General features: G+C 70.0%; 19 protein-coding genes. 5 read left to right on the forward strand and 14 right to left on the reverse strand.

The features are described 5' to 3' along the window. Window positions 1-80: 80 nt before the first annotated feature. Window positions 81-317 carry a transketolase C-terminal domain-containing protein gene (locus ACRXBZ_RS41020; RefSeq protein WP_433883667.1) on the reverse strand — a complete coding sequence of 79 codons (237 nt, stop codon included), beginning with the start codon at window positions 315-317 and terminating at the stop codon, window positions 81-83. Further along, the gene (locus tag ACRXBZ_RS41025; RefSeq protein ID WP_433883668.1) at window positions 272-541 is read right to left on the reverse strand and encodes a thiamine pyrophosphate-dependent enzyme; all 270 of its coding nucleotides are present in this window, start codon (window positions 539-541) and stop codon (window positions 272-274) included. The genes ACRXBZ_RS41020 and ACRXBZ_RS41025 overlap by 46 nt, the downstream gene beginning before the upstream one ends. 312 nt (window positions 542-853) lie before the next feature. On the opposite strand from ACRXBZ_RS41025, the gene ACRXBZ_RS41030 reads away from it, so the two are divergent. After that, complete coding sequence (locus tag ACRXBZ_RS41030; protein ID WP_433883669.1) at window positions 854-1,741, forward strand: nitroreductase/quinone reductase family protein; 888 nt, start codon at window positions 854-856, stop codon at window positions 1,739-1,741. Window positions 1,742-1,787: 46 nt separating this feature from the next. Here ACRXBZ_RS41030 and ACRXBZ_RS41035 read toward each other — a convergent pair whose 3' ends face one another. From ACRXBZ_RS41035 to ACRXBZ_RS41060, 6 genes are all read right to left on the reverse strand, one after another. Further along, window positions 1,788-4,175, reverse strand: coding sequence for an ATP-dependent Clp protease ATP-binding subunit (locus ACRXBZ_RS41035; protein WP_433883670.1), 2,388 nt, complete (start codon window positions 4,173-4,175; stop codon window positions 1,788-1,790). Window positions 4,176-4,254: 79 nt separating this feature from the next. Then, window positions 4,255-4,377: a hypothetical protein gene (locus tag ACRXBZ_RS41040; protein ID WP_433883671.1), complete on the reverse strand. Its 123-nt coding sequence runs from the start codon at window positions 4,375-4,377 to the stop codon at window positions 4,255-4,257. Window positions 4,378-4,659: 282 nt separating this feature from the next. After that, window positions 4,660-8,271 (reverse strand): DUF4132 domain-containing protein, encoded by a 3,612-nt coding sequence (locus ACRXBZ_RS41045; RefSeq protein WP_433883672.1) that lies wholly within the window; start codon window positions 8,269-8,271, stop codon window positions 4,660-4,662. 482 nt (window positions 8,272-8,753) lie between these two features. Next, entirely contained in the window at window positions 8,754-9,029 is a 276-nt protein-coding gene (locus ACRXBZ_RS41050) for a hypothetical protein (protein ID WP_433883673.1), read from the reverse strand. 398 nt (window positions 9,030-9,427) lie between these two features. Next, window positions 9,428-10,081 carry a phosphoribosyltransferase gene (locus ACRXBZ_RS41055; protein WP_433884124.1) on the reverse strand — a complete coding sequence of 218 codons (654 nt, stop codon included), beginning with the start codon at window positions 10,079-10,081 and terminating at the stop codon, window positions 9,428-9,430. Between the two features lie 104 nt (window positions 10,082-10,185). Continuing rightward, entirely contained in the window at window positions 10,186-11,943 is a 1,758-nt protein-coding gene (locus tag ACRXBZ_RS41060) for an ABC-ATPase domain-containing protein (RefSeq protein WP_433883674.1), read from the reverse strand. Between the two features lie 375 nt (window positions 11,944-12,318). Between ACRXBZ_RS41060 and ACRXBZ_RS41065 the strand changes: the two genes are divergently transcribed. Then, entirely contained in the window at window positions 12,319-13,092 is a 774-nt protein-coding gene (locus ACRXBZ_RS41065; RefSeq protein ID WP_168590488.1) for a lysozyme, read from the forward strand. A gap of 68 nt (window positions 13,093-13,160) precedes the next feature. On the opposite strand, the gene ACRXBZ_RS41070 is transcribed toward ACRXBZ_RS41065, so the two are convergent. Beyond that, the gene (locus ACRXBZ_RS41070) at window positions 13,161-14,303 is read right to left on the reverse strand and encodes an LCP family protein (protein WP_433883675.1); all 1,143 of its coding nucleotides are present in this window, start codon (window positions 14,301-14,303) and stop codon (window positions 13,161-13,163) included. Window positions 14,304-14,478: 175 nt separating this feature from the next. Beyond that, a complete protein-coding gene (locus ACRXBZ_RS41075; RefSeq protein WP_433883676.1) occupies window positions 14,479-15,735 on the reverse strand; it encodes an aspartate aminotransferase family protein in 1,257 nt (418 codons plus the stop codon). 116 nt (window positions 15,736-15,851) lie between these two features. Here ACRXBZ_RS41075 and ACRXBZ_RS41080 point away from each other — a divergent pair, with 116 nt between their 5' ends. Then, complete coding sequence (locus tag ACRXBZ_RS41080) at window positions 15,852-17,333, forward strand: NAD-dependent succinate-semialdehyde dehydrogenase (RefSeq protein ID WP_433883677.1); 1,482 nt, start codon at window positions 15,852-15,854, stop codon at window positions 17,331-17,333. Between the two features lie 64 nt (window positions 17,334-17,397). Here the strand turns inward: ACRXBZ_RS41080 and ACRXBZ_RS41085 are convergent, their stop codons facing one another. The 4 genes from ACRXBZ_RS41085 to ACRXBZ_RS41100 all read right to left on the reverse strand — a co-directional run bounded on the left by ACRXBZ_RS41085 (window position 17,398) and on the right by ACRXBZ_RS41100 (window position 20,250). Beyond that, window positions 17,398-18,090: a GntR family transcriptional regulator gene (locus tag ACRXBZ_RS41085; protein ID WP_433883678.1), complete on the reverse strand. Its 693-nt coding sequence runs from the start codon at window positions 18,088-18,090 to the stop codon at window positions 17,398-17,400. A 14-nt stretch (window positions 18,091-18,104) separates the two neighbouring features. Then, a complete protein-coding gene (locus tag ACRXBZ_RS41090; RefSeq protein ID WP_433883679.1) occupies window positions 18,105-18,854 on the reverse strand; it encodes a maleate cis-trans isomerase family protein in 750 nt (249 codons plus the stop codon). Between the two features lie 131 nt (window positions 18,855-18,985). Further along, window positions 18,986-19,744: a maleate cis-trans isomerase family protein gene (locus ACRXBZ_RS41095; protein WP_433884125.1), complete on the reverse strand. Its 759-nt coding sequence runs from the start codon at window positions 19,742-19,744 to the stop codon at window positions 18,986-18,988. Window positions 19,745-19,755: 11 nt separating this feature from the next. Continuing rightward, the gene (locus ACRXBZ_RS41100; RefSeq protein ID WP_029535028.1) at window positions 19,756-20,250 is read right to left on the reverse strand and encodes a DUF3830 family protein; all 495 of its coding nucleotides are present in this window, start codon (window positions 20,248-20,250) and stop codon (window positions 19,756-19,758) included. Between the two features lie 267 nt (window positions 20,251-20,517). On the opposite strand from ACRXBZ_RS41100, the gene ACRXBZ_RS41105 reads away from it, so the two are divergent. Continuing rightward, a complete protein-coding gene (locus ACRXBZ_RS41105) occupies window positions 20,518-21,495 on the forward strand; it encodes a D-2-hydroxyacid dehydrogenase (RefSeq protein ID WP_433883680.1) in 978 nt (325 codons plus the stop codon). Then, window positions 21,495-22,913 (forward strand): amidase, encoded by a 1,419-nt coding sequence (locus ACRXBZ_RS41110; RefSeq protein ID WP_433883681.1) that lies wholly within the window; start codon window positions 21,495-21,497, stop codon window positions 22,911-22,913. The genes ACRXBZ_RS41105 and ACRXBZ_RS41110 overlap by 1 nt, the downstream gene beginning before the upstream one ends. Window positions 22,914-22,918 lie beyond the last annotated feature (5 nt).

Genomic DNA, 22,918 nt, shown 5'->3' on the forward strand with positions numbered 1-22,918 from the left:
GCAACCGGCCGACCGGGGCACCACCGGACTGTGACGGGCTCAGAGCCTGCTCAAGACCGCATGACTCACCAGCCGACCCGCTACCTCCACCCGATCCACCTCAGACCCGGCCTCCTCGGCGACCTCACCGCTGGCCAACTGCTCCCCGAGCCAGAGCCACCCCCAACGCGTCGCTTCAACGGCACCGGGGTGCGCGGGGCGGTGACCATCTCCACCGGGGCCCGCAGCGACGCGAAACCCGCCCCCGCCACCAGCGCCGAGATGCCAGTGGTCATGCTGCACCGCGGCGTAGCCTCATCCACGACCACCAGCCGCACCCCAGTAGCGGCCAACCACTCCGCCGGAACCCGGCCCCGGTCACCCGAGCCCGGAACCGACGCAAGCAGTCCAGATCCCGCCGCGCCCGCGAAACGTCCTCGCCCCGGCAGGCCTGCTGATCACCCTCGAAATGCCCGTAGCAGTGGGTCAACTTCACCTCGATCAACGTCGGCCCACCACCCTCCCGGGCCCGCGCGACCGCCTCCCCCGCGGCCTGGTGCACCCACAGCCGACAAACATCACCCGATCAGCGTGCCCCTGCCGGTGCTCGGCGAACGCATGGTTGAATACCGGCGTGCCGCGTGGCGCCGATTAGAGAGCAGTGGGCAGATCGACAACCGGGCGAGCACCTTCACCAAGGGGATCACGCCATGAACAGGCACTCCGCACCCCGCGCCTGACCCATACCATTCCGCGCGCAGCCCCTGTCTCCCGCAGCACCGGCATCCTCCCGCCAGCAGCTGCACCCTGCTCGATCGAGCTCCAGACCACGGGATCCCGCGCGCCCCAACACTCCTGGAGACACCAGCACAACATGTCCTTCAACCACACCATCATCGAAGAATTCCGCACCAACGCGGGCAAAGTCGGCGGCCCCTTCGCAGGCAACGACCTCCTCCTGCTCACCACCACCGGCGCGAAAACCCAACGCCCGCACACCGTCCCACTCGGCTACGTCCGCAACGGCGACCAGCTACTGATCACCGGCTCCAACCTCGGCGCACCCCACCACCCCGCCTGGTACCACAACCTCCTCGCCCACCCGCTGGTCCAGGTCGAAATCGGCACCGAAACCTTCGAAGCCATCGCCGTCCCCGCCGAAGGACCCCACCGCGACCAACTCTTCGAACACATCACCCGTACAGCACCCGGCTACGCCGACTACCAAACCCGCACCAACCGAACCCTGCCCGTGATCGCACTCCAACGCACCGAAAACCCCGCAGACGCCACACGCGAGATCACCAACCTCGCCGACAAACTCCTGCAGGTCCACGCCTGGCTACGCGCCCAACTCCAGCACGTCCGCACCGAAGCCCACACCCACCTCACGGCCCGAGCCAGCAGCGACCACCAACCACCTAGCCTCGGCATGCAGATCCGCCAGCACTGCCTGGCCTTCTGCGAATTCCTGACCTTCCACCACACCAGCGAAAACGACCACATCTTCCCCGCCCTCGCCCACCACCACCCGCACCTGCGCGACGCCCTCGACCGCCTCCGCACCGAACACCGCACCATCGCGCATATCAAAGACGAAATCCTCGCCCTGCTGGCCGACATCACCAACGCCGACCCCCACCAGTTCCGCACCGAACTCGACCGCCTCGCCCGAGAACTACACGCACACCTCGACTACGAAGAGCGAACCCTCATCCCCGCCCTGACCGAAATCCCCTGGCCCCCAACACCAGCCACCTGACCAGGAAACACTTTCCCGGCCACCCCGCCGGTTGACCGGGCAAGCCTCACCCGAACACGCCATGCCGCGCAACCGGCTGCGAACGCTCCACCGCACCCTCCACCGGCGCCGCATGCCGCCCACCCGACACCGGCTCCCACACCGACGTCACCACCAACGACAACTCACCATCCACCACATCCACCGACACCTGATCACCAGCCGACACCGCGCCCCCCAACACCATCGACGCCAACCGGTTGTCCAACTCCCGCGCGATCACCCGACGCAACGGCCGCGCCCCGAACTCCGGCTGATACCCCCGGTCCACCAACCAATCCAGACCGGCATCCCCCACGACCAACCGAATCCCCTTGGCCGCCAACTGCGCCCCCGTGCGCTCCAACAACAACAAAGCGATCCGCCGCAACTGCTCCGCCCCCAACGGCCGGAACACCACCACATCATCGATCCGGTTGATGAACTCCGGCCGGAAGAACGCCCGCAACTCCTCCAGCACCACCAACGCCGACGCCCCAGCATCCGCCCCCGCATCCAGCACCCGATCAGCCCCGATGTTCGAGGTCATGATCACCACCACGTTGCGGAAATCCACCAACCTGCCCTGCGAATCCGTCAACCGCCCCGCATCCAACACCTGCAACAACGTGTTGAACACATCCGGATGCGCCTTCTCCACCTCATCCAGCAACACCACCGAATACGGCTGCCGCCGCACCCGATCAGTCAACTGCCCCGCCTCGCCATAACCCACATACCCAGGCGGCGCACCCACCAGCCGGGACACCGTGTGCTTCTCCTGGAACTCCCCCATGTCCAACCGCAACAACCGCTGCACATCCCCGAACAACACATGCGCCAACGCCCGCGCCAACTCCGTCTTGCCCACCCCAGTGGGCCCCAGGAACAAGAAACTCCCGATCGGCCGATCCGGATCCGCCAACCCCGCCCGCGCCCGACGCACCGCCTCCGCCACCGACGCCACCGCCGCATCCTGACCGACCACCCGCGACCGCAACTGCTGCTCCAACTCCAACAACCGCTGCACGTCCTGCGCACTCACATCCGCCACCGGAATCCCGGTCCACGACGCCACCACATCCGCCACGTCCTCAGCGACCACCGTCGGCTCGAACACCGCCGACTCCCGCACCTCACCACCACGCCGCAACCGCACCCGCGAACAAGCCTGGTCCAGCAGATCCACCGCCTTGTCCGGCAAGAACCGATCCGCGATGTAACGCTGCGACAACTCCGCCGCCGCCGACAACGCCGAATCATCGATGCGCACCCGATGATGCCGCTGGTACTTCTCCCGCAACCCCTCCAACACCACCACCGCCTCGGCCACCGACGGCTCCGCCACCATGATCGGCGCGAACCGCCGCTCCAACGCCGGATCCTTCTCCACGTGCCGCCGGTACTCCTCCACGGTCGTCGCCCCGATCAACCGCACCTCACCCCGCGCCAACGCCGGCTTGAGCATCGTGCCCGCATCCATCGACCCCTCACCAGCACCGGCCCCCACGATGCTGTGAATCTCATCAACGAACACCAACACGCTCTCCCGATGCGCCCGGATCTCCGACAGCACATCCCGGAACCGCTGCTCGAACTCCCCCCGGTACTTCGCCCCGGCCACCATCCCCGCCAGATCCAGCGACACCACCCGCATGTCCGCCAACGACCACGGCACCGCACCCTCAACGATCCGCCGCGCCAAACCCTCCACGATCGCGGTCTTCCCAACCCCCGGATCCCCCACGAACACCGGGTTGTTCTTCGACCGCCGCCCCAACACCTCGATCGCCTGCTCGATCTCGGCATCCCGGCCCACCACCGGATCCAACTTCCCGGCCCGCGCCAACTCCGTCAGATCCAACCCGAACTCGTCCAACCGCGGCGTCACGCTCAACACCGACCGAACCCCACCCCGATCACCCAACTCGATCGCCCGCGCCAACGCCCGCCCGGCCACCGAATCCGCATCCACGGCCAACCCCAACACCAGATGCCGCGCCCCCACCACATCGGCACCCTCACCCAACGCCTGCTGATACGCCCCCAACAACGCCCGCCGAGCCGCCGACGACAACACCGGCCGCCCCACCACCCCCGAATCCTGCGCCACCACCGCCGACCGCACGGCAGCCGCCAACTCCTCCACCCGCACCCCGGAAGAAACCAGCAACTCCGCCGTCGCCGGCACCTGCGTCACCGCCCACAGCAGATGCGCACCGTCCAACTCCCGGCTGCCCCAGTCCACAGTTGCCCGAACCGCCCTCGACACCACCTCATGCGCCTGCGCATCCAGCAACGTGCCCAACGCCAAGCCGCGCTCCGACGCCGAAGCACCCCCCGGCGCCCCCGAGAACACCTCGCTGAACAGCGAATCAAAGGCGGCAGAGGAATCACCGACACTGCCGCGAACCAAAGGGGCCACCTCCACAACACACGCAGGCCCCGCCTGCAAACCGAACTCCAACACCAGACCAGCGCGCAACACCACCCACTCAGCGGGACCGGCCCCCGACCACCAACCCCACCAGCAGCACCGCGCTGATCCCCACGACCACGCCACCGAGCCGGTGCAACTCCGGATCACTGGCCGGACCCGCGAAGCACAACTCGATCATCGCAGCCGCGATGTTGGCACCAACATACTGAGACGTCCGGAACAGCCCCGCAGCTATCCGGCATCACGCGCCGACGCCTGCCGGCACAACGCCGACTGGCTCCCGATGTTGTAGAACCCGTTCGGCACCCCCGCACCGCCGCCACGGCCACCAACGCCACCACCCCGTGGTGCCGGGTTGCCGTAGTATCCGGGAAATTTCGGGCGCATATGGCCCGCTACGCCCGTGACCTGCCGTTTTGCCGCGTCGTCCTCGACCTGTGCCGTGCGGTGTGGTGCGTCGTCACCGCGCCACCAGCTCCGTGAGGTCGGCGAGCAGCTCGGACGCGGTCACCGGGTCGAGTTCGGCGAAGGCGAGCCTGGACAGCTCCCCGGGCGGGTTCCACGCACTGGGCTGCTCGGACAGCCCTATGAATTCCAGCGTCTGCTCGGTGGAAACGTCGACGGCGCCGATCGTGAACCCCTCCGACGGACTGACGATGATCCAGCGATCCTTCGCGACCCGCTTGGACAGCCAGCACTGCACACCCGCGAACATCGGCTCGTCGCGCTCCCAACCGCGCCGTTGCAGGCCGAGCAGCTTGCCGGTCGGCACGGTGATGTTCTCGAACCGCTCCAACCGGTCGCCGGCCGCCTCGTCGTCGGTAAGCCGGTGCACGGCGCGGCCGAGCTGCGGGAAAGGCTGCAGGATTTCCTGGTCGGCGAACAGCTCCTCCCACTCCGTCAGCTCCTCGCCGAGATGGAGCGGGTGCGCCAGCCGCACCGAGGCGCCCTCCGGCAACGTGAACTCCTCGTCCCGTACGTCGGCGAAAGTGCGGTCCTCCGCCACACGGAACGCCGTCACCGCACCAGCGCCGCTGGTGGCCACGGTCCCGTACAGAGCCCTCTCCGAAACCCCGGCCGGGACGCACAGCCACACCAGCCGCCGCACCAGATGCCACAGCAGGGGATGAGAGACGAACAGCTCGCGGAACTCACCGGTCGTCCAGCTGCGGCCCGCGACCATCGCGCCCTCCAGCCGACGCACCTGGTCCGCGGCCACCGTCCGCACGTCTTTCTTCAGCGCCAGGAACCGCTTGCGTTCCGCCAGCGCCAGCTCGGCGTCGTCGCGGGCACCCGGTTTGGGCAGGTCCTTGCGCCGCTTGCCGTCCTGGTCCAGGACATACGGCCGCAACTGCTCGTCGAAGCCCACGGTGAAGCGCCGGGGCCCGTAGTCGACGACGGTCGAGCCGTCCGCGTCCAGCCCGAAGTCCGGCACCAGCCGGTCGGCGAGTTCCTCGCCGGACAGCCCCAGATCGGCCGCCACCTGCTCGATCTTCTCCTTGGCGCGCGTCTTGAGCGCCTTGAATCTCACCCGCTGGGACACCCCGTGCAGATGCATCAAGGCCACGTCGCTGCCGATGGTGGCCAGCACGTCCAGGCCCTGCACGGCCCGCTGGTGCGCTCCCTCGCCGGGCCAGTTCCGCAGCACCGGTGCCAGCCGACGCACCGTGTCGTCGTCGCCGACCCACCCCAGGGCATGCAGCGCCCAGCTCTCCTCGGGCGGCATCCCGGACAGCCGCCACTGCTCGAACAGCGACCAGGCGAAGGTGGCCAGCGACTCGGGATCGCACGACTCCTTCACCATCTCCACGCCCGTATAGACCGCGCCCGGCCGGGAGATCGCCAGCATGGTCAGCAGATGGCGCACGGACTCCGACGGCAGCGCCGAGGCCCGGTCGCGCAGCAGCACGCGCGGCAGCAACAGGGGGTCCGCCCAGGCGGCGGGCCGCGGCATCTTCGACGGCAGCGCCAGCTCCAGACCGTCGGCCGACAGCAGGTCACGGACAGCATCGACCGCCTTGGGGCCGTGATCGGCCACCGCGTCGAGAACCGCGTCCTTGCCGTGCGTGGCGGCAATGGCCCGCAGCGCGTGCCCGGCGCCGTGGCGGGCGGCGCCCGCCGGACCGGCCGCGTCGGGCACCAGCAGCGCGGCGGCATCCGCGCCGTGCCGGGCGAACCAGGCGCGGGCCGTGACCGCGGCGGACTTCAGCCGCACGAACCAGTCGGCCATCAGCCGCGCGACCTCCAGCTGCCGGTACGGCAGGAGCAGTTCCCCGGCCACGGCGGGCTCCCGCGCCGCGGCGCGCAGCAGCGGCGGCAGCGCGTCCTTCTCCCACCGGGCGGCCACCGGCTTCAACTTCTCGAGCGGCTGCCACATGTACTCGGGAGTCCACTGCGCCAGCAGCGGGCGGTACGCGTCCGGGCCGTCGGCGAACAGGTCGGCCAGCTGGTAGCTGTCGAGGTCAGTGAAGCGCTCCCGCAAGGTCGCCACGTCGGGATACGGCTCGTTACGGCGGCGTCGCGCCCGCCGCTCCGGCTCCTCGACGGCACTCGCCCATGCCTCGCGCTCGCCGGGCTGCCACAGCACATGGGTCTCCTCCCCGGCTACGAGTCCCTTGACGGTTCTCGGCTTCGGCGCCGTCCGCCCGCTCGTCCACGGCGGGCTCACCAGCAGCTCGGGCAGCGCGTCGGCGGAGGCGTCGGCGACGGCCGGGTGCAGCAGCTCCCGCACCACCCCGGCGGCCCGAGGCGGGAACTGTGCGAGCCGCGACTCCAGCAGCTCACCGTGCGTGGCGACATGCGCGGTCAGCAACTGGCCCAGCAGGAAAGAGTTGCGGCCCGGGGCAGGCGCCGCCCGGCCTGCCAGCAGGCGGGCCGCGCGCACCGGATACCGGCGCACCGCCTCCAGCAACGCCGGACGTACCCGTTTGTCGTCCGCGTGGGACATCAGCAGCTCGAACGCCTCGTCCGTCGGCAACTCCGCCAGGACGCCTGCCTGTTCCTCCGCCGACCCAGCGTCGGAAAGCGTCCGGTGCCGCCAGATCTCCGCGATCAGCGCGGCGACGGCCGGGCCGACGCCCTCGGCGACGGTGGCCGCGGTGGAGAGCGTGCCGTCATAGGCGGGCACGCCGCCCGCACGCAGCAGGGCCCGCAACTGCTCCTCGTCGTACAGCGACTCGAACAACATGGCGCGTACGACGCGGTTTTCCCGGCCGCTCTCCCCCGGGTCGGCGCAGCACTCCGCGACCCAGTCGGTTTCGCTCGGCACCAGGTACGACACCACGATGCGGCGCCGGGCACCACCGCGGTGCGCCGCCAGAGCCGCCACCACCTCGCGGTACTGGTCCTCGCAGTCTCTCGACAGCAGCATCCGCACCCGGTCGGCGGCGCTCCGGCGCAACCACAGCCGTTGCCGCGGCGGCGAGTAGCCCTCGGGCAGGACGGCCAGCCTGGTGGTCCGGTCCTGGCCGCTCTCGTGGTCGAGCTCGAACAGCTCCACCGTGGCACGGGCCGCGAAGGCCGTTCCGTGCCGCAGATCCCAGGCGTCAACGACCTCTTCGTACAGCAGCTTCCCGCGGTCGGTGATCACGGCCAGGACCGCGGCGCCGACCGGATCCGCCGTCCCCTTCAGGTAGCGGCGTGCGGCGGCCGCGAGTTCGGGGTCGACGCCCGGGACGTCCCCGTCGAGAACCGTGCCGGTCCACTGCTCCGTCGCCGCCGCGAGCCGCCCGTCCCAGTGGTCGAGAGCCGCCCCGTGGGGGACGTGCGTGAACCGCTCGATGCCGCCCCAGCGCGGGCGGACCCTGTGCCGCCAGGCGACGGGCATCACGAAGGAGTCCTCGTCGGGTGCCGCCGCAGCATCTTTGGCATTTCCGGTGGCCCCGGCGTCCGGCGTGTGGCCGGCGCCCACGGGCGCGTATCCCTCGCGTTCCTTCTCTCGCACGGCCTCGGCTACGTACGCCTCCGCGGCCGTCGCCGAGCCGCAGTCCTCGACCCGCGTACGCCCGGGTGCACCGGCCTCTCCGTGACGAACCCTCACCATCGCGCCGTCCGCCCCAACCTCCCAGAACATGGTTGGGCTGTCTTCTCTCCCGTCAGCCAGCTCCCAGCGCCGCACGGCCGCCCCTTCTTCGGACCCACGCCGACCCCAGGTCAGCGCTCCTGTGATGAACCCGCCCGCGACATGGGCGATCGACGGGCCTCACAGTAGATCCGGTCACTGACAACGGCCGCTGGCGGCCCTGCACCGGGGTCCAGCCAAGAGATCTTGCGCCGATACGCCGGGTCGGACAGATAGCGGGGCCGCGTAGATCGTTCGCATGCCCGACTTCAACGAACCCGCGAGACGGAGCAGGTCGTCATTGTGCGCCGCGATCAGGTCGACACAGCACCGCATCGAAGGCGATCGTGAGCATCATGGGCCGCGACAAGGCCGCGACAACCGCCCACGCCACCACGTTCGTCGGCGGGACGCGGCACAGATCCGCAGCCGTCACCCGGCCAGCCTATGTTGTTAGCGTAACTAACTTCAAAGGTCTGACCGGAAACCCGACCTCAGCTCGCGCGCTTCTGCGCCTTCTCGATTGCCTCAGCCAACCGGGCCAACTCTTTGCCGATGTGCGACAGCCGCTCCGCCATCACGCTGGCGTGCCCGGACAGCGGGCCGGCGTGCCCCGCCGCACGCAGCCACTCTGTCACCCCAGCGCAACCGACGGACATACCCTCCACCGTCAGCGAGAACCCGCGCATGACCTGCTCGATCTCCTCGACGGTGTGCGCCACCGCCGGGTCGCGCAGGCGATCACCCAGCGCCGACGCAGCCTCTCCCACCTGCCACGAGACCTCGGCCGAGTAACCCGACTCGCCGGAATCGGCGCTCCGTCTCGTACCCGACCGCCGAGGTGGCGTGTGCCTACCCGCCTGCGGCGGCGTGTTGTCGGAAGGTCCAGCGGCAGTCATAACGAACCAATCAACCCGAGACGGACACCCATCTCCACCCCGACGCGCGAGAAGCCCCCCGACCGGTGGCCCAAGTCCACCCGATTCTCAGTTCTCCCCAGCGCAGGAGTAGGTGAGGCGAGGCTATCGCGTCGTGGCTCGTATTGGTGAAGGTTGGTCTGTAGGATTGGTTTTGATCAACACTGAAATCACAAGAACTATCAAAATATTGATGAGTGCTGGAGGTACCCGCGAAGGCCGAGAACTCCAGCTCGGCAAGTTCCGCACGGTCAGTCGAAGTCGTGCAGGATCTCGTAGATCTCTTCGTCGGTGGTGGCGCTGAAGTTGCGGTACCACTGCCCCACCGCCGCGAAACCGACCGGTTGCAGCACGCACACCACCACATCCGCCTCCGCGCGCAACGCGGTGACAGCGTCCGGAGCGCCCACCGGGACGGCCAGCACCACGTTCCGCGGTGACGACTCGCGCAGCATCCGCACCGCCGCGCGGGCCGTCGCCCCGGTGGCCAGCCCGTCGTCGACCAGCACCACGTCACGCCCGGCCAACGGCAGCGGCTCGCCGCGGTGGAACAACCGCTCCCGGCGCCGCGCCTCGGCCCGCTCCCGCTCACAGGCCGCCCGCAGGGTCCGTTCGTCGAGGTGGAACGAGCGCACCAGCTGCAGGTCGTAGCTCGCCGGCCCGTCCGCGGTCACCGCGCCGACCGCCAGCTCCGGCTGGCTCGGCGCGCCGATCTTGCGGGCAACGCAGACCCGCAACGGCGCCTTCAACTTCCGAGCCACCTCGGCGGCCACCGGCACCCCTCCCCTGGCCAACCCGAGCACGACGGGGTCGACCAGCTCAAGCCCGGTCATCCGCTGGGCCAGGACCTGGCCGGCGTGCCGGCGGTCGGCGTAACCGGTGGTGGTTCGTTCCGGGAAACTCATGCGAGGCATCGCTCGCCTCCCGTCCGCCGCGCGTGCGCACGACAGCACATCGGGGAAACCACTCGCCTCGATGATGCCCGCCCGCAGCCGATGGGCAAACCTCCTCAGGTTCGGAAGCCAGCGACCCGCAGCACCCGGAGCCGGTTCAGCGCGGCCGCCAGCTCGAAGCGCCGCGGCACGGCGAAGTCCCCCACGTAGTGCTCGTCGACGGCCGTGACACCGCGCTTGGCGACGTCCGCGGCGAAGGCGTCCAGCACCTCGGCGATGGTGCGGGTGCCGTCCAGCACCCCGCGCCGTGCGCAGCTGACCAGCGCCAGCCCGATCCCGGTGACCTGCGCGGGGTCGACCACCTGCTCCACCCCACGCAGTTCCACAGTGGACTCTCCCAGGGTCAGCGCGTCCACCCCCCGGGCGCGGATCTTCGGGCGGTCGGTGGCGATCGAGCGCGGATCCACCACGCGGTGCCGAACCGGCGGGAAGGCCTGGGCCTCGGAGTGGCGACCGGTGGGCGCCGCGGCCAGCTGCTTGGCGCGTTCGGTGACGTCGCGGGCGTGGTAGGCGTCCAGCATCAGCACCTGGTCGGCGACGTCCATGTAGTCCCCGGAGCCGCCCATCACCAGCACCGTCGACACCCCGTGCGCGGCCCGCAGCGGCCGGATCAGGTCCACGAACGGCGTCAGCGGCTCGGACTCCTTGGCCACAAGGGCCTGCATCCGGGCGTCGCGGATCATCAGGTTCGTCGCCGCGGTGTCCTCGTCGACCAGCAGCACCTTCGCCCCGGCCTCCACCGCCTCCACGATCGCCGCAGCCTGGGAGGTGGAGCCGGAGGCGTTGTCGGTGGAGAAGTCGGCGGTGTCGGCGCCGGTGGGCAGGTGGCTGACGAACGGGCTGACGTCCACGCGGTGCACCCGCCGCCCGTCCTCCGCGCGCACCTTGACGGTGTCCTCCCGGCACACCACCAGTTCCCGGCCGTCGCCGGGGATGTGGTCGTAGACGCCGAACTCCAGCGCCCGCAGCAGCGTGGACTTGCCGTGGAAACCGCCCCCGACGATCAGCGTGATCCCCTCGGGCACCCCCATGCCACGTACCCGGCCGCGGTTGGGCAGCTCCACCTCGACCCGCATCGACTCCGGGGAGGCGAACGGCACCCCGTCGGGCAGCGGCCGCTCGTCGACGCCACTGCGCCGGGGCAGCATCGAGCCGTCGGCGACGAAGGCCGCCAGGCCCAACCGCGGCAGCATCCGGCGCAGCGCGTCGGTGTCCTCAATGGAGTCCACGAACTCCCGCAGCCGGCGCTGATCGGCGCTCGCCCAGCGAAGCGCCGCCTCCACCACGTCGGGCAGCTCGTCGCACAACGCCTGCTCCGCCTGCCTGCCATCGATCGTCCGGCCCCGCCCCGGCAGGTCGATGCCCAGCCGGAGCACCACCGCCCCGCCCGCGATCTGGCAGGCACTTCGGTCCAGCACCTGCTGCCGACCGGCGTCCACCCGCAACCGGCTGTCGCGGAGCCTGCGGTGCGCCGCTCGCACCAGGTAACCGGCCAGCGCGCGCGCCCGCACCGGCGTGGACCACAACTCCGCTGGGAAGCCCGCGACCACCGGATCCACCCGGACCTCGCAGCGGCTGGCCGGCGCGTACGGGTCCGGCTGCACCCGCTGGACCTCCAAGATGAACCCGCCGAATGACCAGCGGCCGCTCAACGACTTGTAGCGGCCGTAGCTGGCGCCGTGCATGGCGCGCAGTTCCTGCCGCAGCGCCTGCTCGCCGCCACGGTCGCCGCGTGGCCGGTCGTCACGCCCGCGATCGCTCGGCCGCCGATCCCTGTATCGCCCCGCTCCGGGACCGCCCGTTCGCTGTGCCATGCCCGAGACCTACCTGACCGGCCGCCGATTCTCCAATCGGGAGACGTAGGTCACTCCAGATCGACCGCGAGGCTCGAGGCCGCCGACACCACAGTGGACGGCCGAGTGTCCACTCGGGGCAAAACCGGCGAATCGGCGCGTCGGAACCCGGCGCGCTCCCACATGCCGGGTTATCCTCCGAACGCGCAAGATCCAGAGCACCACCCGGTCCGACACCCCGAACGGCCGGTTCCACTCGACGACGCTGCCTGTGTTGGTGAGGAGGCGAGTGTAGTGCTTCGCAGATTCGGCGGTCCGGTCGACAGCAGTCACCGGCAAGGTCTGGGCCGCAGCGGTTCCCGCCGTCCACGTAGGACTTCCGCGCTGCTCGCGGCTGTGATCGCCGCGGCGGGCCTGGCCGGCGGCATCGCCCACGCCGACCCGGCGCCCACGGCCCCGCGGCTCAACCCCAACGACCCCAACGGGGCTTGGGCGGGCTACAGCGTCGAAGGCTCGCGCGACGCGCAGCCGCGCTACCGCCCCGCAGGCGCGGTGTCCGGAATGGACGTCAGCGGTCATCAGGGCGATGTCGACTGGCCGAAGGCCTGGGCCGACGGCGCCAGGTTCGCCTACGTCAAGGCCACCGAGGGCACCGAGTTCCGCAACGACCGCTTCGGACAGCAGTACGACGGATCGCACGCCGTCGGCATGATCCGCGGCTCCTACCACTTCGGCCTGCCGGACCGCTCCAACGGAGCGGACCAGGCCAACTTCTTCGTCGACAACGGCGGGGCCTGGAGGCATGATGGGCGCACCCTGCCGGGGGCGCTGGACATCGAGTACAACCCCTACGGGGAGGCCTGCTACGGCCTGGACCCGGCCGCGATGTCGTGGTGGATAGCCGACTTCAGCAACACGTACCACGCCCGGACCGGGCGCTTCCCGATCATCTACACCACCACCAACTGGTGGAACCGCTGCACGGCGTCCAATCCGGACTTCGCGCCGAACAATCCGTTGTGGATAGCCCGCTACGCCCCCAATACGGGCCCGCTGCCGGCCGGCTGGGACTACCAGACGATCTGGCAGAACAGCGACAAGGGCTCGTTCCCTGGTGGGCAGGACGTCTTCAACGGCAGCAACAAGCAGCTCAAGCGATTCACCTCCTGAGACCGTCCCTCCCAACGGCGATGCGGGCCGCTCCGGAATCTTCCGGGGCGGCCCGCATCGTTCGCGATCTACTTCGCCACCAGGTCCGGCGGGATGGGTTGGTCATTGGCGATCGCCTCGAACATCCGCTTGGCGCCGTCGGAGTCCCAGATGATCACCGAGCCGCCGTCGGAGTCCTTGCCGAAGCGGCCGAACGGCGCGCTGGTGGTGACGCCCTGACCGCTGCTGATGTCGCCCATCGCCAGCGCCAGCGACGCCAGGTGCCACAGGTGGTCGCCGTCGTTGACCAGGAACGTCTTGCTGGCCCCGGAGGCCAGCGGGAACAGCCGGAACGGGTTGAGCAGCGTTGCCGGGCTGGTGGCCTTGTCGACCAGCGCGGCCAGCAGCTTGCGCTGGTTCTCCGCACGCTCCAGGTCACCGCCCTTGAGCGAGTAGCGGGCCCGCACGAAGCCCAGGGCCTGCGGCCCGTCGAGCTCCTGGCAACCGGCCTGCAGGTGCGCGTTGGCCATCTCGTCGTCCATCGGCTGGTCCAGGCAGATGTCGACGCCGCCGACGGCGTCGACCAGGTCCGAGAACCCGCCGAAACCGATCTCCGCGTAGTGGTCAATGTGCACGCCAGTTGCCTGTTCGACGGTCTGCGCCAGCAACTGGGGTCCACCGAAGGAGAACGCCGCGTTGAGCTTCGTCTTGCCGTGCCCCGGGATCGCGACGTACGAGTCGCGGGGCAGGCTGATCAGCGCCGGCTGGCCGCCGCCGCTGGGGATGTGCACCAGCATCACGGTGTCGGTGCGGCGTCCGGCGGCGTCACCGGCCGACAGTTGTTCCCGCTGCGCCTCGTCGAGGCCATCGCGGCTGTCGGAGCCGACCAGCAGCCAGTTGGTGCCCGCCGAGTCCGGGGCCTGCCCGCCGAAGCCCAGCGCGTCGGTACGCTGCAGCATGCTGTCGAAGTAGATCACCAACCCGGCCAGGAGCAGGACCAGCACGACCAGCGTGATGCCGATGCGCCGGCCCCACCGCTTCTTCTTGCGGCGTGGCGGCAGCGGCGGTGGCTCGTCCACCGGCCGCCGGGGGCCGCGGTACGGAGGCGGTGGTGGCGGTGGTCGCCGTCCTGGCTGCGGCCCGTCTGGGGCCTCTCGGTAGTAGTCGTACCTCTCGCCGCCGCCTTGCGGTCTCCGGCTCCTCGGCGGTTGCCCCGCCGACCAGTCGCTCATGCGCACACCTGCGTCGGTTCGATCCGGCGCGCCCCGCACGCTCCGGGTTTGGCGTGAAGCATTCCAGACGGCTGTGCCGGAAGCACCCACCCCTACCGAGCAGTGATCGACAACCACCCGTTTTTGCTGGTGGCGGGCGCGAGCGCAAGCTCACACCCGCCACCAGCCGAGGTCGTCAGGCGTTGACGGCGTCCCGCACCGCCTCCGCCCACAGCCCGACCGCGTCGTCGACCTGCTCTGCGGTGACGATCAACGGCGGGATCATCCGCACCACGTTGCCGTGCGGGCCGCAGGTCAGCAGCAGCAGCCCGCGCTCGGCGGCGGCCTGGTGTGCCCGGGTGGCCGTCGCGGTGTCCGGCGTGCCATCGGGCGTGCTGAACTCGTTGCCGACCATCAAGCCCAGCCCGCGCACGTCGCCGATCACTGGGTGCTCGGCGGCGACCTTGCGCAGGCCCTCCTGTAGCCGGGCGCCCTGCTCGGCGGCGTTTTCGACGAGGTGCTCGTCGCGAACCACGTCGAGGGTGGCCAGCGCCGCCGCGGCGGCCACCGCGTTGCCTCCGTATGTGCCGCCCTGCGAGCCCGGCCATGCCTGGCTCATCAGTTCCTCCGGCGCGGCGATGGCCGACAGCGGGAAACCGCTGGCCAGCCCCTTGGCGGTGATCAGGATGTCGGGCCGGATCCCGGCGTGGTCGTGGCCCCAGAATCGGCCGGTTCGACCGACACCGGTCTGCACCTCGTCGACGATGAGCAGGATTCCGTGCCGGTCGGCGCGTTCCCGCAGGCCAGCGAGCAACGCCGGCGGTGCGGGGATGTAGCCGCCCTCGCCGAGCACCGGTTCGATGATGATCGCGGCGGTGTCACGCGGCGAGCTGACGGTGACCAGCAACTGGTCGAACTCGGCCAGCGCGTAGCGCACCGCCTCGGCCTCGCTGGTGCGGTGACGGTAAGCCTCCGGGAACGGGGTGAACACCACGCCGGGCATCATCGGGCCGATCCCGGCCCGCACTTTGACCCCGGAGCTGGTCAGCGCGCCCGCGCCCATCGTGCGACCGTGGAAGCCACCCTGGAAGGCCACGATGTTCTGCCGCCCGGTGGCCTGGCGGGCCAGCCGCACCGCCGCCTCGACCGCTTCGCTGCCGGAGTTGACGTAGAACAGCCGGTCCAGGCCGGTCGGCAGTACCTCGCCGAGTCGTTCGGTCAGCCGCAGTAGCGGCCGGTGCATGACGGTCGTGTACTGGCCGTGGATGAGGGTACCCACCTGGCGCTGGGCCGCCTCGACCACGCGCGGGTGGCAGTGGCCCGTGCTGGTGACACCGATCCCGGCGGTGAAGTCCAGGTATCGGCGATCCTGCTCGTCGTAGAGGTAGACGCCTTCCCCGCGGGCGGCTAGGACCGGCGTGGCCTGCTTCAGCACCGGCGAGAGCTCAGCCATGATCGACTCCAAGCTTCGAAGCGTGCAAAATGTAGGATTGTTGACAATCTCCGCTGACATGCAACCATCACCGAGCGTCGCTGTCCACCACCGAGGCAGAAGGGTTCGCCGTTGCCATGACAACCTCAACCGAACAGCACCCCCGAGAGGCAGTCGTCGTCGACGCCGCGCCGAAGCAACTGCTCATCGGCGGCAAATGGCGCAACGCCGACGGGGACCGCAGCTACGAGGTCGAAGACCCCTCCACCGGCCGGGCGCTGTGCTCGGTCGCCGACGCCTCCCCGCACGACGGGCTGGCCGCGCTGGCGGCCGCGGCCGACGCCCAGCCCCAGTGGGCCAAGCACCCGCCGCGCGAGCGCGGCGAGATCCTGCGGCGCGGCTTCGATCTGATCATGCAGCGGCACGAGGACCTCGCGCTGCTGATGACGCTGGAGATGGGCAAACCGCTGGCCGAGTCGCGCGCCGAGGTCACCTACGCGGCTGAATTTTTCCGCTGGTTCTCCGAAGAAGCCGTGCGCATCGGCGGCGACTACGCGGTGGCGCCCAACGGCAGCGGCCGGTTCCTGGTGATGCGCCAGCCGGTCGGACCGGCGCTGCTGATCACCCCGTGGAACTTCCCGATGGCGATGGGCACCCGCAAGATCGGCCCGGCCATCGCCGCAGGCTGCACCTCGGTGATCAAGCCGGCGCACCAGACGCCGCTGTCGATGCTGGCTCTGGCCGAGATCCTCGTCGAAGCCGGGCTGCCGGACGGCGTCCTCAACGTGGTGACCTCGCGCCACGCCGGCGAGCTGATGGAACCGATGATCCGCGACGGCCGCGCCCGCAAGCTGTCGTTCACCGGTTCCACCGCGGTGGGCCGCAAGCTCATCGAGCAGTCCGCCGACCAGGTGCTCAAGGTGTCGCTGGAGCTGGGCGGCAACGCGCCGTTCATCGTGTTCGACGACGCCGACCTGGACGCCGCGGTTGACGGCGCGATGCTGGCCAAGATGCGCAACATCGGCGAGGCTTGCACGGCGGCCAACCGGTTCTACGTGCACGCCGACGTCGCCGCGGAATTCTCCCGGCGGCTGGCCGAGCGGATGAGCGGCCTGCGGGTGGGCCGCGGCGTCACCGACGAGATCCAGGTGGGGCCGCTGATCGACGACGCCCAGCTAGGCAAGGTCACCGACCTGGTCGCCGACGCCGTGCGGCTCGGCGCGGAGGTCGTCACCGGCGGCGGCGCCCGCGACGGTGACGGGTACTTCTACCAGCCGACCGTGCTGACCAACGTGCCGCTGGAGGCCCGGATGGGGCGGGAGGAGATCTTCGGGCCGGTCGCCCCGATCACCACCTTCACCGACGAGCAGGCGGTCATCGCCCAGGCCAACGACACCGAGTACGGCTTGGTCAGCTATCTCTACACCCGGGATCTGCAGCGTGGCCTGCGGGTGTCCGAGGCGCTGGAGAGCGGCATGGTCGGGCTCAACCAGGGGATCGTGTCCAACCCGGCGGCGCCGTTCGGCGGGGTGAAGCACTCCGGCCTCGGCCGCGAAGGCGGCAAGTTCGGCATCGACGAGTTCCTCGAGACGAAGTACGTCGCCGTCGGCGGCCTCTGAGAAGTTCGCACGAAGGGGGCGGGCTCCCTCCGCGGTGGAGGGAGCCCGCCCCCTTTCTCGGGCGTCAGCTCGCCATGGAGCCGTTGAGGCGGTCCAGGGCGTCGTTCATGTGTTCCGTCAGCCGCCCCAGCAGCAACTGCTCGTCGCCGGCCTCGATCGCGTCGACGAGGCCCTTGTGCTCATCGACCAGCGCCTGCACGTCCGCGTGGTACTTGTCCTGCAGAGCGGTCAGGCACATCCGCTTCTCCACCAGCAGCGTCTGCGCCATCCGCTGCAGCCGGGGGCTGCCCGACACCCGCACCAGCGTCTCGTGGAACTCCTGGTCGGCGTCGGCCAGCTCGATCGAATCGCCCTTCCCGGCTGCCGCGACCATCCGGCTGTGCGCGGCGGTCAGCTCCGCCACCGCCTCCACCCGGTGGTGTCGCACGATCTGCTCGCACGCGGCGCGCTCCACCGCCAGGCGGGCCAGGTAGATGTCGTGGACGTCCTCGGCGTCCAACGTCATCACGAACAGCCCGCGGTGCGGTTCGCTGCGCAGCAGCCCTTCGGCGACCAGCCTCTGCATGGCCTCCCGCAGCGGCCCGCGGCTGACGCCCAACCGGGCGGCGAGCTCGGCTTCGCCAAGCTGATTACCAGGTGGCAGCGACCCGTACATGATCGCCGCCCGCAGCTGGTCGGCCACGATCGCCGCGGTCGACTTGCGCCGCACCGGCTCTAATTCACCCGGCTGCGGGTTCTGCTCGTCGGTCCCGAGCACCTGACACCATCTCCTCATTCCGGGGAGGCATTGCGCTCCCCTCCTGTTCCCTCGCGGAACAGCGTTCCCAATCCGTCGTGCACCGCGCGATCACCGGCTAGCCTCAGCGCTTCCCAGGCGCTGACCTGGTTGGCCGTGAGCACCGGCTTGCCCAGCCGGTCCTCCAGGTCGCTCAGCCACGCCGCGGTGTGCAGCGCGGTGTCCGGCATCAGCAGCGCATCGGCCCGGTCGTCGTCGTTGGCCGCGGCGAAATCCAGCACCTCGCCGCGCTCGAGTGTGCCGACCTCGGCGGCGGTGATGATGCCCCGGCTGGACAACCGCACCACTTCCAGGCCGGCGGCCTGCAGGAACTCCACGAACTTCGCCGCCACGTCGTCCGGGTAGGTCGCGGCGACCGCCACCCGCCGCAGCCCCAGGCCCGCCGCGGCGTTCACGAACGCGAACGATGTGCTGGAGGTCGGCAGGCCGGTGACCGCCTGCAACTTCTCCACCTGCTCACGAGCACCCTGCCAGCCGAAGACGAAGCTGCCGCTGGTGCACGCCCAGATCACCGACTGCACGCGGTGCTCCAGCAACTGCCGGGCACCGTCGGCGAGCACGTCGTCCGAGCCGATGTCCAGCAGCGCGTCGACGCGGTGCGCGTCCTCGCGCATCAGGGTGTGCGCCAGCGGCAGGCGGATACCGTCGCCGAGCAGTCGTTCGAGGGTGGGGTAGTCGTCTTCGGCGCTGTAGCCGGGGTAGAGAATTCCTGCGGTGTACGACACCGGGAGCTCCGTCCTTACATCGGTTTCCGACACCACCGCGGCGGTTCCGGACGCCAACACCGGACGACCGGTCGATTGTTGACAATGTTACCGCACGAGTCGCCACGGCTAACTCAATCTTGATGCGATCGTCACGCGGCCGGGGCGTCCACCATCTGCATCAACCGCTGTTCCGGGGCCATCGCCTGCAGGCCCATCTCGCGCAGCGCAGCCCAGATCGTGACCTGGTTGGCCGTCAACACCGGCTTGCCCAGCTCCTGCTCCAGCGGCCCGATGATGTCGTAGGTCGGCAGGTTGGTGCAGCTGATGAACATCGCCTCGGCCTCCGGCCGGTCCGCCGAGCGGACGATGTCCACCACCTGCCGGTAGTTGACCTTCCAGATCTGCCCGAGCAGACCCAGGCCGACGCTCGTGACCACCTCGACCCCGTGCTCGTCGAGGAAGCCGTGCAACCGCTCGGTCACGCTCTCCACGTACGGCGTGGCGATCGAAATCCGGCCGATGCCCAGCATCTGCAGGGCCCGCACCAGCGCGCCGGAGGCGGTGACCGCGGCGGGCGCACCCGCCTGCAGCATCACCTCGACCAGCGCCCGCTCGCCGGTGGCCCCGTTGACGAAACTGCCGGAGGTGCACGCGTAGGCGACCACCTCCGGCTCCGGAACCAGCAGGTCGCGGGTCGCGCCGTGCACCGCCGCCTCGTCGCTGACCAGACTGGCCTGCTCGACGGTCACCGGCACCGGTACGAACGCCGTGCGCGTCAGGTACAGCGAGACGCCCGCTGGGGTCCACCGCCACAATTCGCGGTCCAGCGCCAGGTCGAACGGGGCGATCACTCCCACGCCGCGTTGCGGCTCCGGGCCCGATACCGCCCCGAGGAAGTCAGGCGGCATGTGCACCCCCGTCAACCCTGGTAACGGTCGTAGCGGAGGGTTTCGCCGACGCTGCCGGAGCGCCACACGTCGTTGCACGCCTCGGCCATCCGGTCCAACCCCTCGACGATGGTGGCGTAGACGTTGCCCGGCACCCAGCCCACGTCGCCGTTGAGCAACAAATTGTTGCGCCCGTAGAAGATCGCCAGGTCGATCACGCCAGGCAGTTCGTGGATGTTCTTCTCCTCCTTGAACTGGCGGTCGAGCATGCCGCCCGGGAAGGAGAAGTACACGACGTCGCCGGGGATCGGAGTGACCGTCGGGTTCTCCTGACCTGGTTCCTCAGCCGCGAACCGAGGCACCATCGTATAGATCTCGTTGCGCGCGTACTTGGCGTGGTGCACCGGCCCGACCTGGGGCAGCGCCTGCCACACGGCTTCGCAGGTGCGGGGGGCGTCCTTGTCGAGCAGTTCCGCCACACACGACACACCGCGCTTTTCCAGGGCGATCGACAGGTACCTGGGCATCGTGATCTTCCGTTCGCAGGAGTGGGGACGTTGACTCTTCTCCTCCGGTCCCGGCCTCCACCCCGGCCCGGCCGGCGAGGTCGGGATTCGCCTCGTCGGCCGAGGGTACCCGTGGATTGTTGACAATCGTACGAACGCTTCTTAGCGTGTCAATGCCCCAAGCCGAACGCGTTTTCCCGTCCAGCGCTGGGGAAACAAACTCTTAACCGGCGCGCCCGACGATCACTGCTGCCCGGCCCCGCACGCAACAGCCCCTAAGGTCAGGTCATGATCAGCCGCACCCCCACCGTCGTCGTCCTGCACGACGGGAACCCGCCCGCGGAGATCGCCCGCATCCAGGATTACGCCGAGCTCCGCTACGCCGACGCCGACGAGCTAGCCACCGCGCTGCCCGGTGCCGACGTGCTGTTCGTCTGGGACTTCCGCTCCGACGCGATCACCTCGGCATGGCCGCACGCCGACGCGCTGCGCTGGTTGCACGCGGCCAGCGCCGGGATCGACCACCTGCTGTTCCCCGCCCTGCGCGACTCCGAGGTGCTGCTGACCAACTCCCGCGGCGTCTTCGACCGGCCGATGGCCGAATACGTGCTCGGCGCCGTGCTCACCTTCGCCAAGGACCTGCACACCACCCTGCGGCTGCAAGACCGCAAGCAGTGGCGGCACCGCGTGACCGAACGCATCGAAGACAAGAACGCGCTGGTCGTGGGCACCGGCCCGATCGGCCGGGCCATCGCCCGCCAGCTCACCACCGCGGGGCTGTCCGTGTCCGGTGCGGGGCGCGTCGGACGCAGCGGCGACCCGGACTTCGGCGACGTGCACGCCTCCAGCGACCTCGCCCACGTCATCGGCGCCTTCGACTACGTCGTGCTCGCCGCCCCGCTGACCGAGCAAACCAAGGGGCTCGTCGACGCCGAGGTCCTCGCCCACTGCCGCCCAGGCGCGAGGCTGATCAACGTCGGCCGCGGCGAACTCGTCGTCGAGACCGACCTGATCGCCGCCCTGCGCGCCGGGAAGCTGGCCGGTGCGGCGCTGGACGTGTTTGAGACCGAGCCGCTGCCGGGGACCTCGCCGCTGTGGGAGCTGCCCAACGTGCTCGTCTCCCCGCACATGTCCGGCGACACCGCCGGCTGGGTCGACGAACTCGTCAACCTCTTCCTCGCCAACCTGCGCAGCTACACCGACGGCACGCAGCTGCGCAACGTGGTCGACAAACACCGGGGTTACGTCAGCGGAACGGAGCACTGATGGGCAACACCCAGCCGGCCGCCCGAACGGCAGCCGACCTCACCGCCACCGAACTCCTCGCCGGCTACGCCGCCGGCGAGCTGTCCCCGGTGGAGGCGACCGAAGCGGCGCTGCGCCGCATCGCGGACGCGAACGAAGCGGTCAACGCCTACTGCCTGGTCGACGCCGATCGCGCGTTGGAGCAGGCCAGGGCATCCGAACAACGCTGGCAGCGCGGCGAACCCGCCGGACGGCTGGACGGCGTGCCGACCTCAATCAAGGACATCTTCCTGACCAAGGACTGGCCGACGCTGCGCGGCTCCCGAACCATCGACCCACACCAGCAGTGGACCGTCGACGCTCCAGCGGTGGCACGGTTGCGGGAGCACAACGCGGTGTTCATCGGCAAGACCACCACACCGGAGCTGGCGTGGAAGGGCGTCACCGACAGCCCGCTGCACGGCATCACCCGCAACCCGTGGGACCCGACTCGCACCGCCGGCGGGTCCAGCGGTGGTGCAGCTGCGGCCGTAGCGCTGGGCATGGCCCCCCTGGCCATCGGCACCGACGGCGGCGGCTCGGTGCGCATCCCTGCTGCGTTCTGCGGCATCGTCGCGCTCAAGGCGACCTACGGCCGGATCCCGCACTACCCCGCCAGCCCCTACGGCACCCTGGCCCACGCCGGGCCGATGACCGCCACGGTCACCGAGACCGCGCTGATGCTCGACGTGCTGTCCGAACCGGACAGCCGGGACTGGTCCGCGCTGGAACCGCCGAGCGGGTCCTTCGTGGACCGGCTCGACTCCGGAGTGTGGGGCCTGCGCATCGCCGTCAGCCTCGACCTCGGCTTCGGCACCTTCGTCGATCCCGAGGTGTCGCGCGCGGTCACCGCGGCCGCCCGGGCCTTCGAGGAGCTCGGGGCCGTCGTCGAGGAGGTCGATCCCGGCATCACCGATCCGGTAGAGGACTTCCACGTGCTGTGGTTCGCCGGTGCCGCGAAGTCCGTCGAGCACCTCACCGCCGAGCAGCGGGAGCTGCTGGACCCGGGCCTGCACGAGATCTGCCGGCTGGGGCTGACCTACTCCGCCCAGGACTACCTGGAGGCGACCAACACGCGGATGCTCATGGGACAGCGCATGGGAGCGTTCCACCAGACCTACGACCTGCTACTCACCCCGACCGTGCCGATCCCGGCGTTCGTAGCAGGCCCGGAGGTCCCGGCCGGTTCCCCCAGCCCGCGCTGGACGAGCTGGACCCCGTTCACCTACCCATTCAACATGACCCAGCAGCCCGCCGCGAGCATCCCCTGTGGACTTACCGCTGACGGGTTGCCGATCGGCCTGCAGATCGTCGGCCCCCGCCACGGCGACGCGAAGGTCCTCCGCGCGGCCCGCACCTACGAGCGGGCACACCCCTGGCAGCGCCCCAGAACCTCCTGATCGGA

This window comes from Saccharopolyspora hattusasensis (genome assembly GCF_050972075.1).
Classification (GTDB): Bacteria; Actinomycetota; Actinomycetes; order Mycobacteriales; family Pseudonocardiaceae; genus Saccharopolyspora; species Saccharopolyspora hattusasensis.

Excerpts from the sequence above, each read along its gene's own strand:
- ACRXBZ_RS41080 (WP_433883677.1), top strand. The coding sequence starts at position 15,852 with ATGACAACCTCAACCGAACAGCACCCCCGAGAGGCAGTCGTCGTCGAC.
- ACRXBZ_RS41105 (WP_433883680.1), top strand. The coding sequence starts at position 20,518 with ATGATCAGCCGCACCCCCACCGTCGTCGTCCTGCACGACGGGAACCCG.
- ACRXBZ_RS41055 (WP_433884124.1), bottom strand. The coding sequence starts at position 10,081 with ATGAGTTTCCCGGAACGAACCACCACCGGTTACGCCGACCGCCGGCAC.
- ACRXBZ_RS41095 (WP_433884125.1), bottom strand. The coding sequence starts at position 19,744 with ATGCCGCCTGACTTCCTCGGGGCGGTATCGGGCCCGGAGCCGCAACGC.
- ACRXBZ_RS41075 (WP_433883676.1), bottom strand. The coding sequence starts at position 15,735 with ATGGCTGAGCTCTCGCCGGTGCTGAAGCAGGCCACGCCGGTCCTAGCC.
- ACRXBZ_RS41045 (WP_433883672.1), bottom strand. The coding sequence starts at position 8,271 with ATGTTCTGGGAGGTTGGGGCGGACGGCGCGATGGTGAGGGTTCGTCAC.
- ACRXBZ_RS41110 (WP_433883681.1), top strand. The coding sequence starts at position 21,495 with ATGGGCAACACCCAGCCGGCCGCCCGAACGGCAGCCGACCTCACCGCC.
- ACRXBZ_RS41040 (WP_433883671.1), bottom strand. The coding sequence starts at position 4,377 with ATGATCGAGTTGTGCTTCGCGGGTCCGGCCAGTGATCCGGAGTTGCAC.
- ACRXBZ_RS41070 (WP_433883675.1), bottom strand. The coding sequence starts at position 14,303 with ATGAGCGACTGGTCGGCGGGGCAACCGCCGAGGAGCCGGAGACCGCAA.
- ACRXBZ_RS41060 (WP_433883674.1), bottom strand. The coding sequence starts at position 11,943 with ATGGCACAGCGAACGGGCGGTCCCGGAGCGGGGCGATACAGGGATCGG.
- ACRXBZ_RS41030 (WP_433883669.1), top strand. The coding sequence starts at position 854 with ATGTCCTTCAACCACACCATCATCGAAGAATTCCGCACCAACGCGGGC.
- ACRXBZ_RS41100 (WP_029535028.1), bottom strand. The coding sequence starts at position 20,250 with ATGCCCAGGTACCTGTCGATCGCCCTGGAAAAGCGCGGTGTGTCGTGT.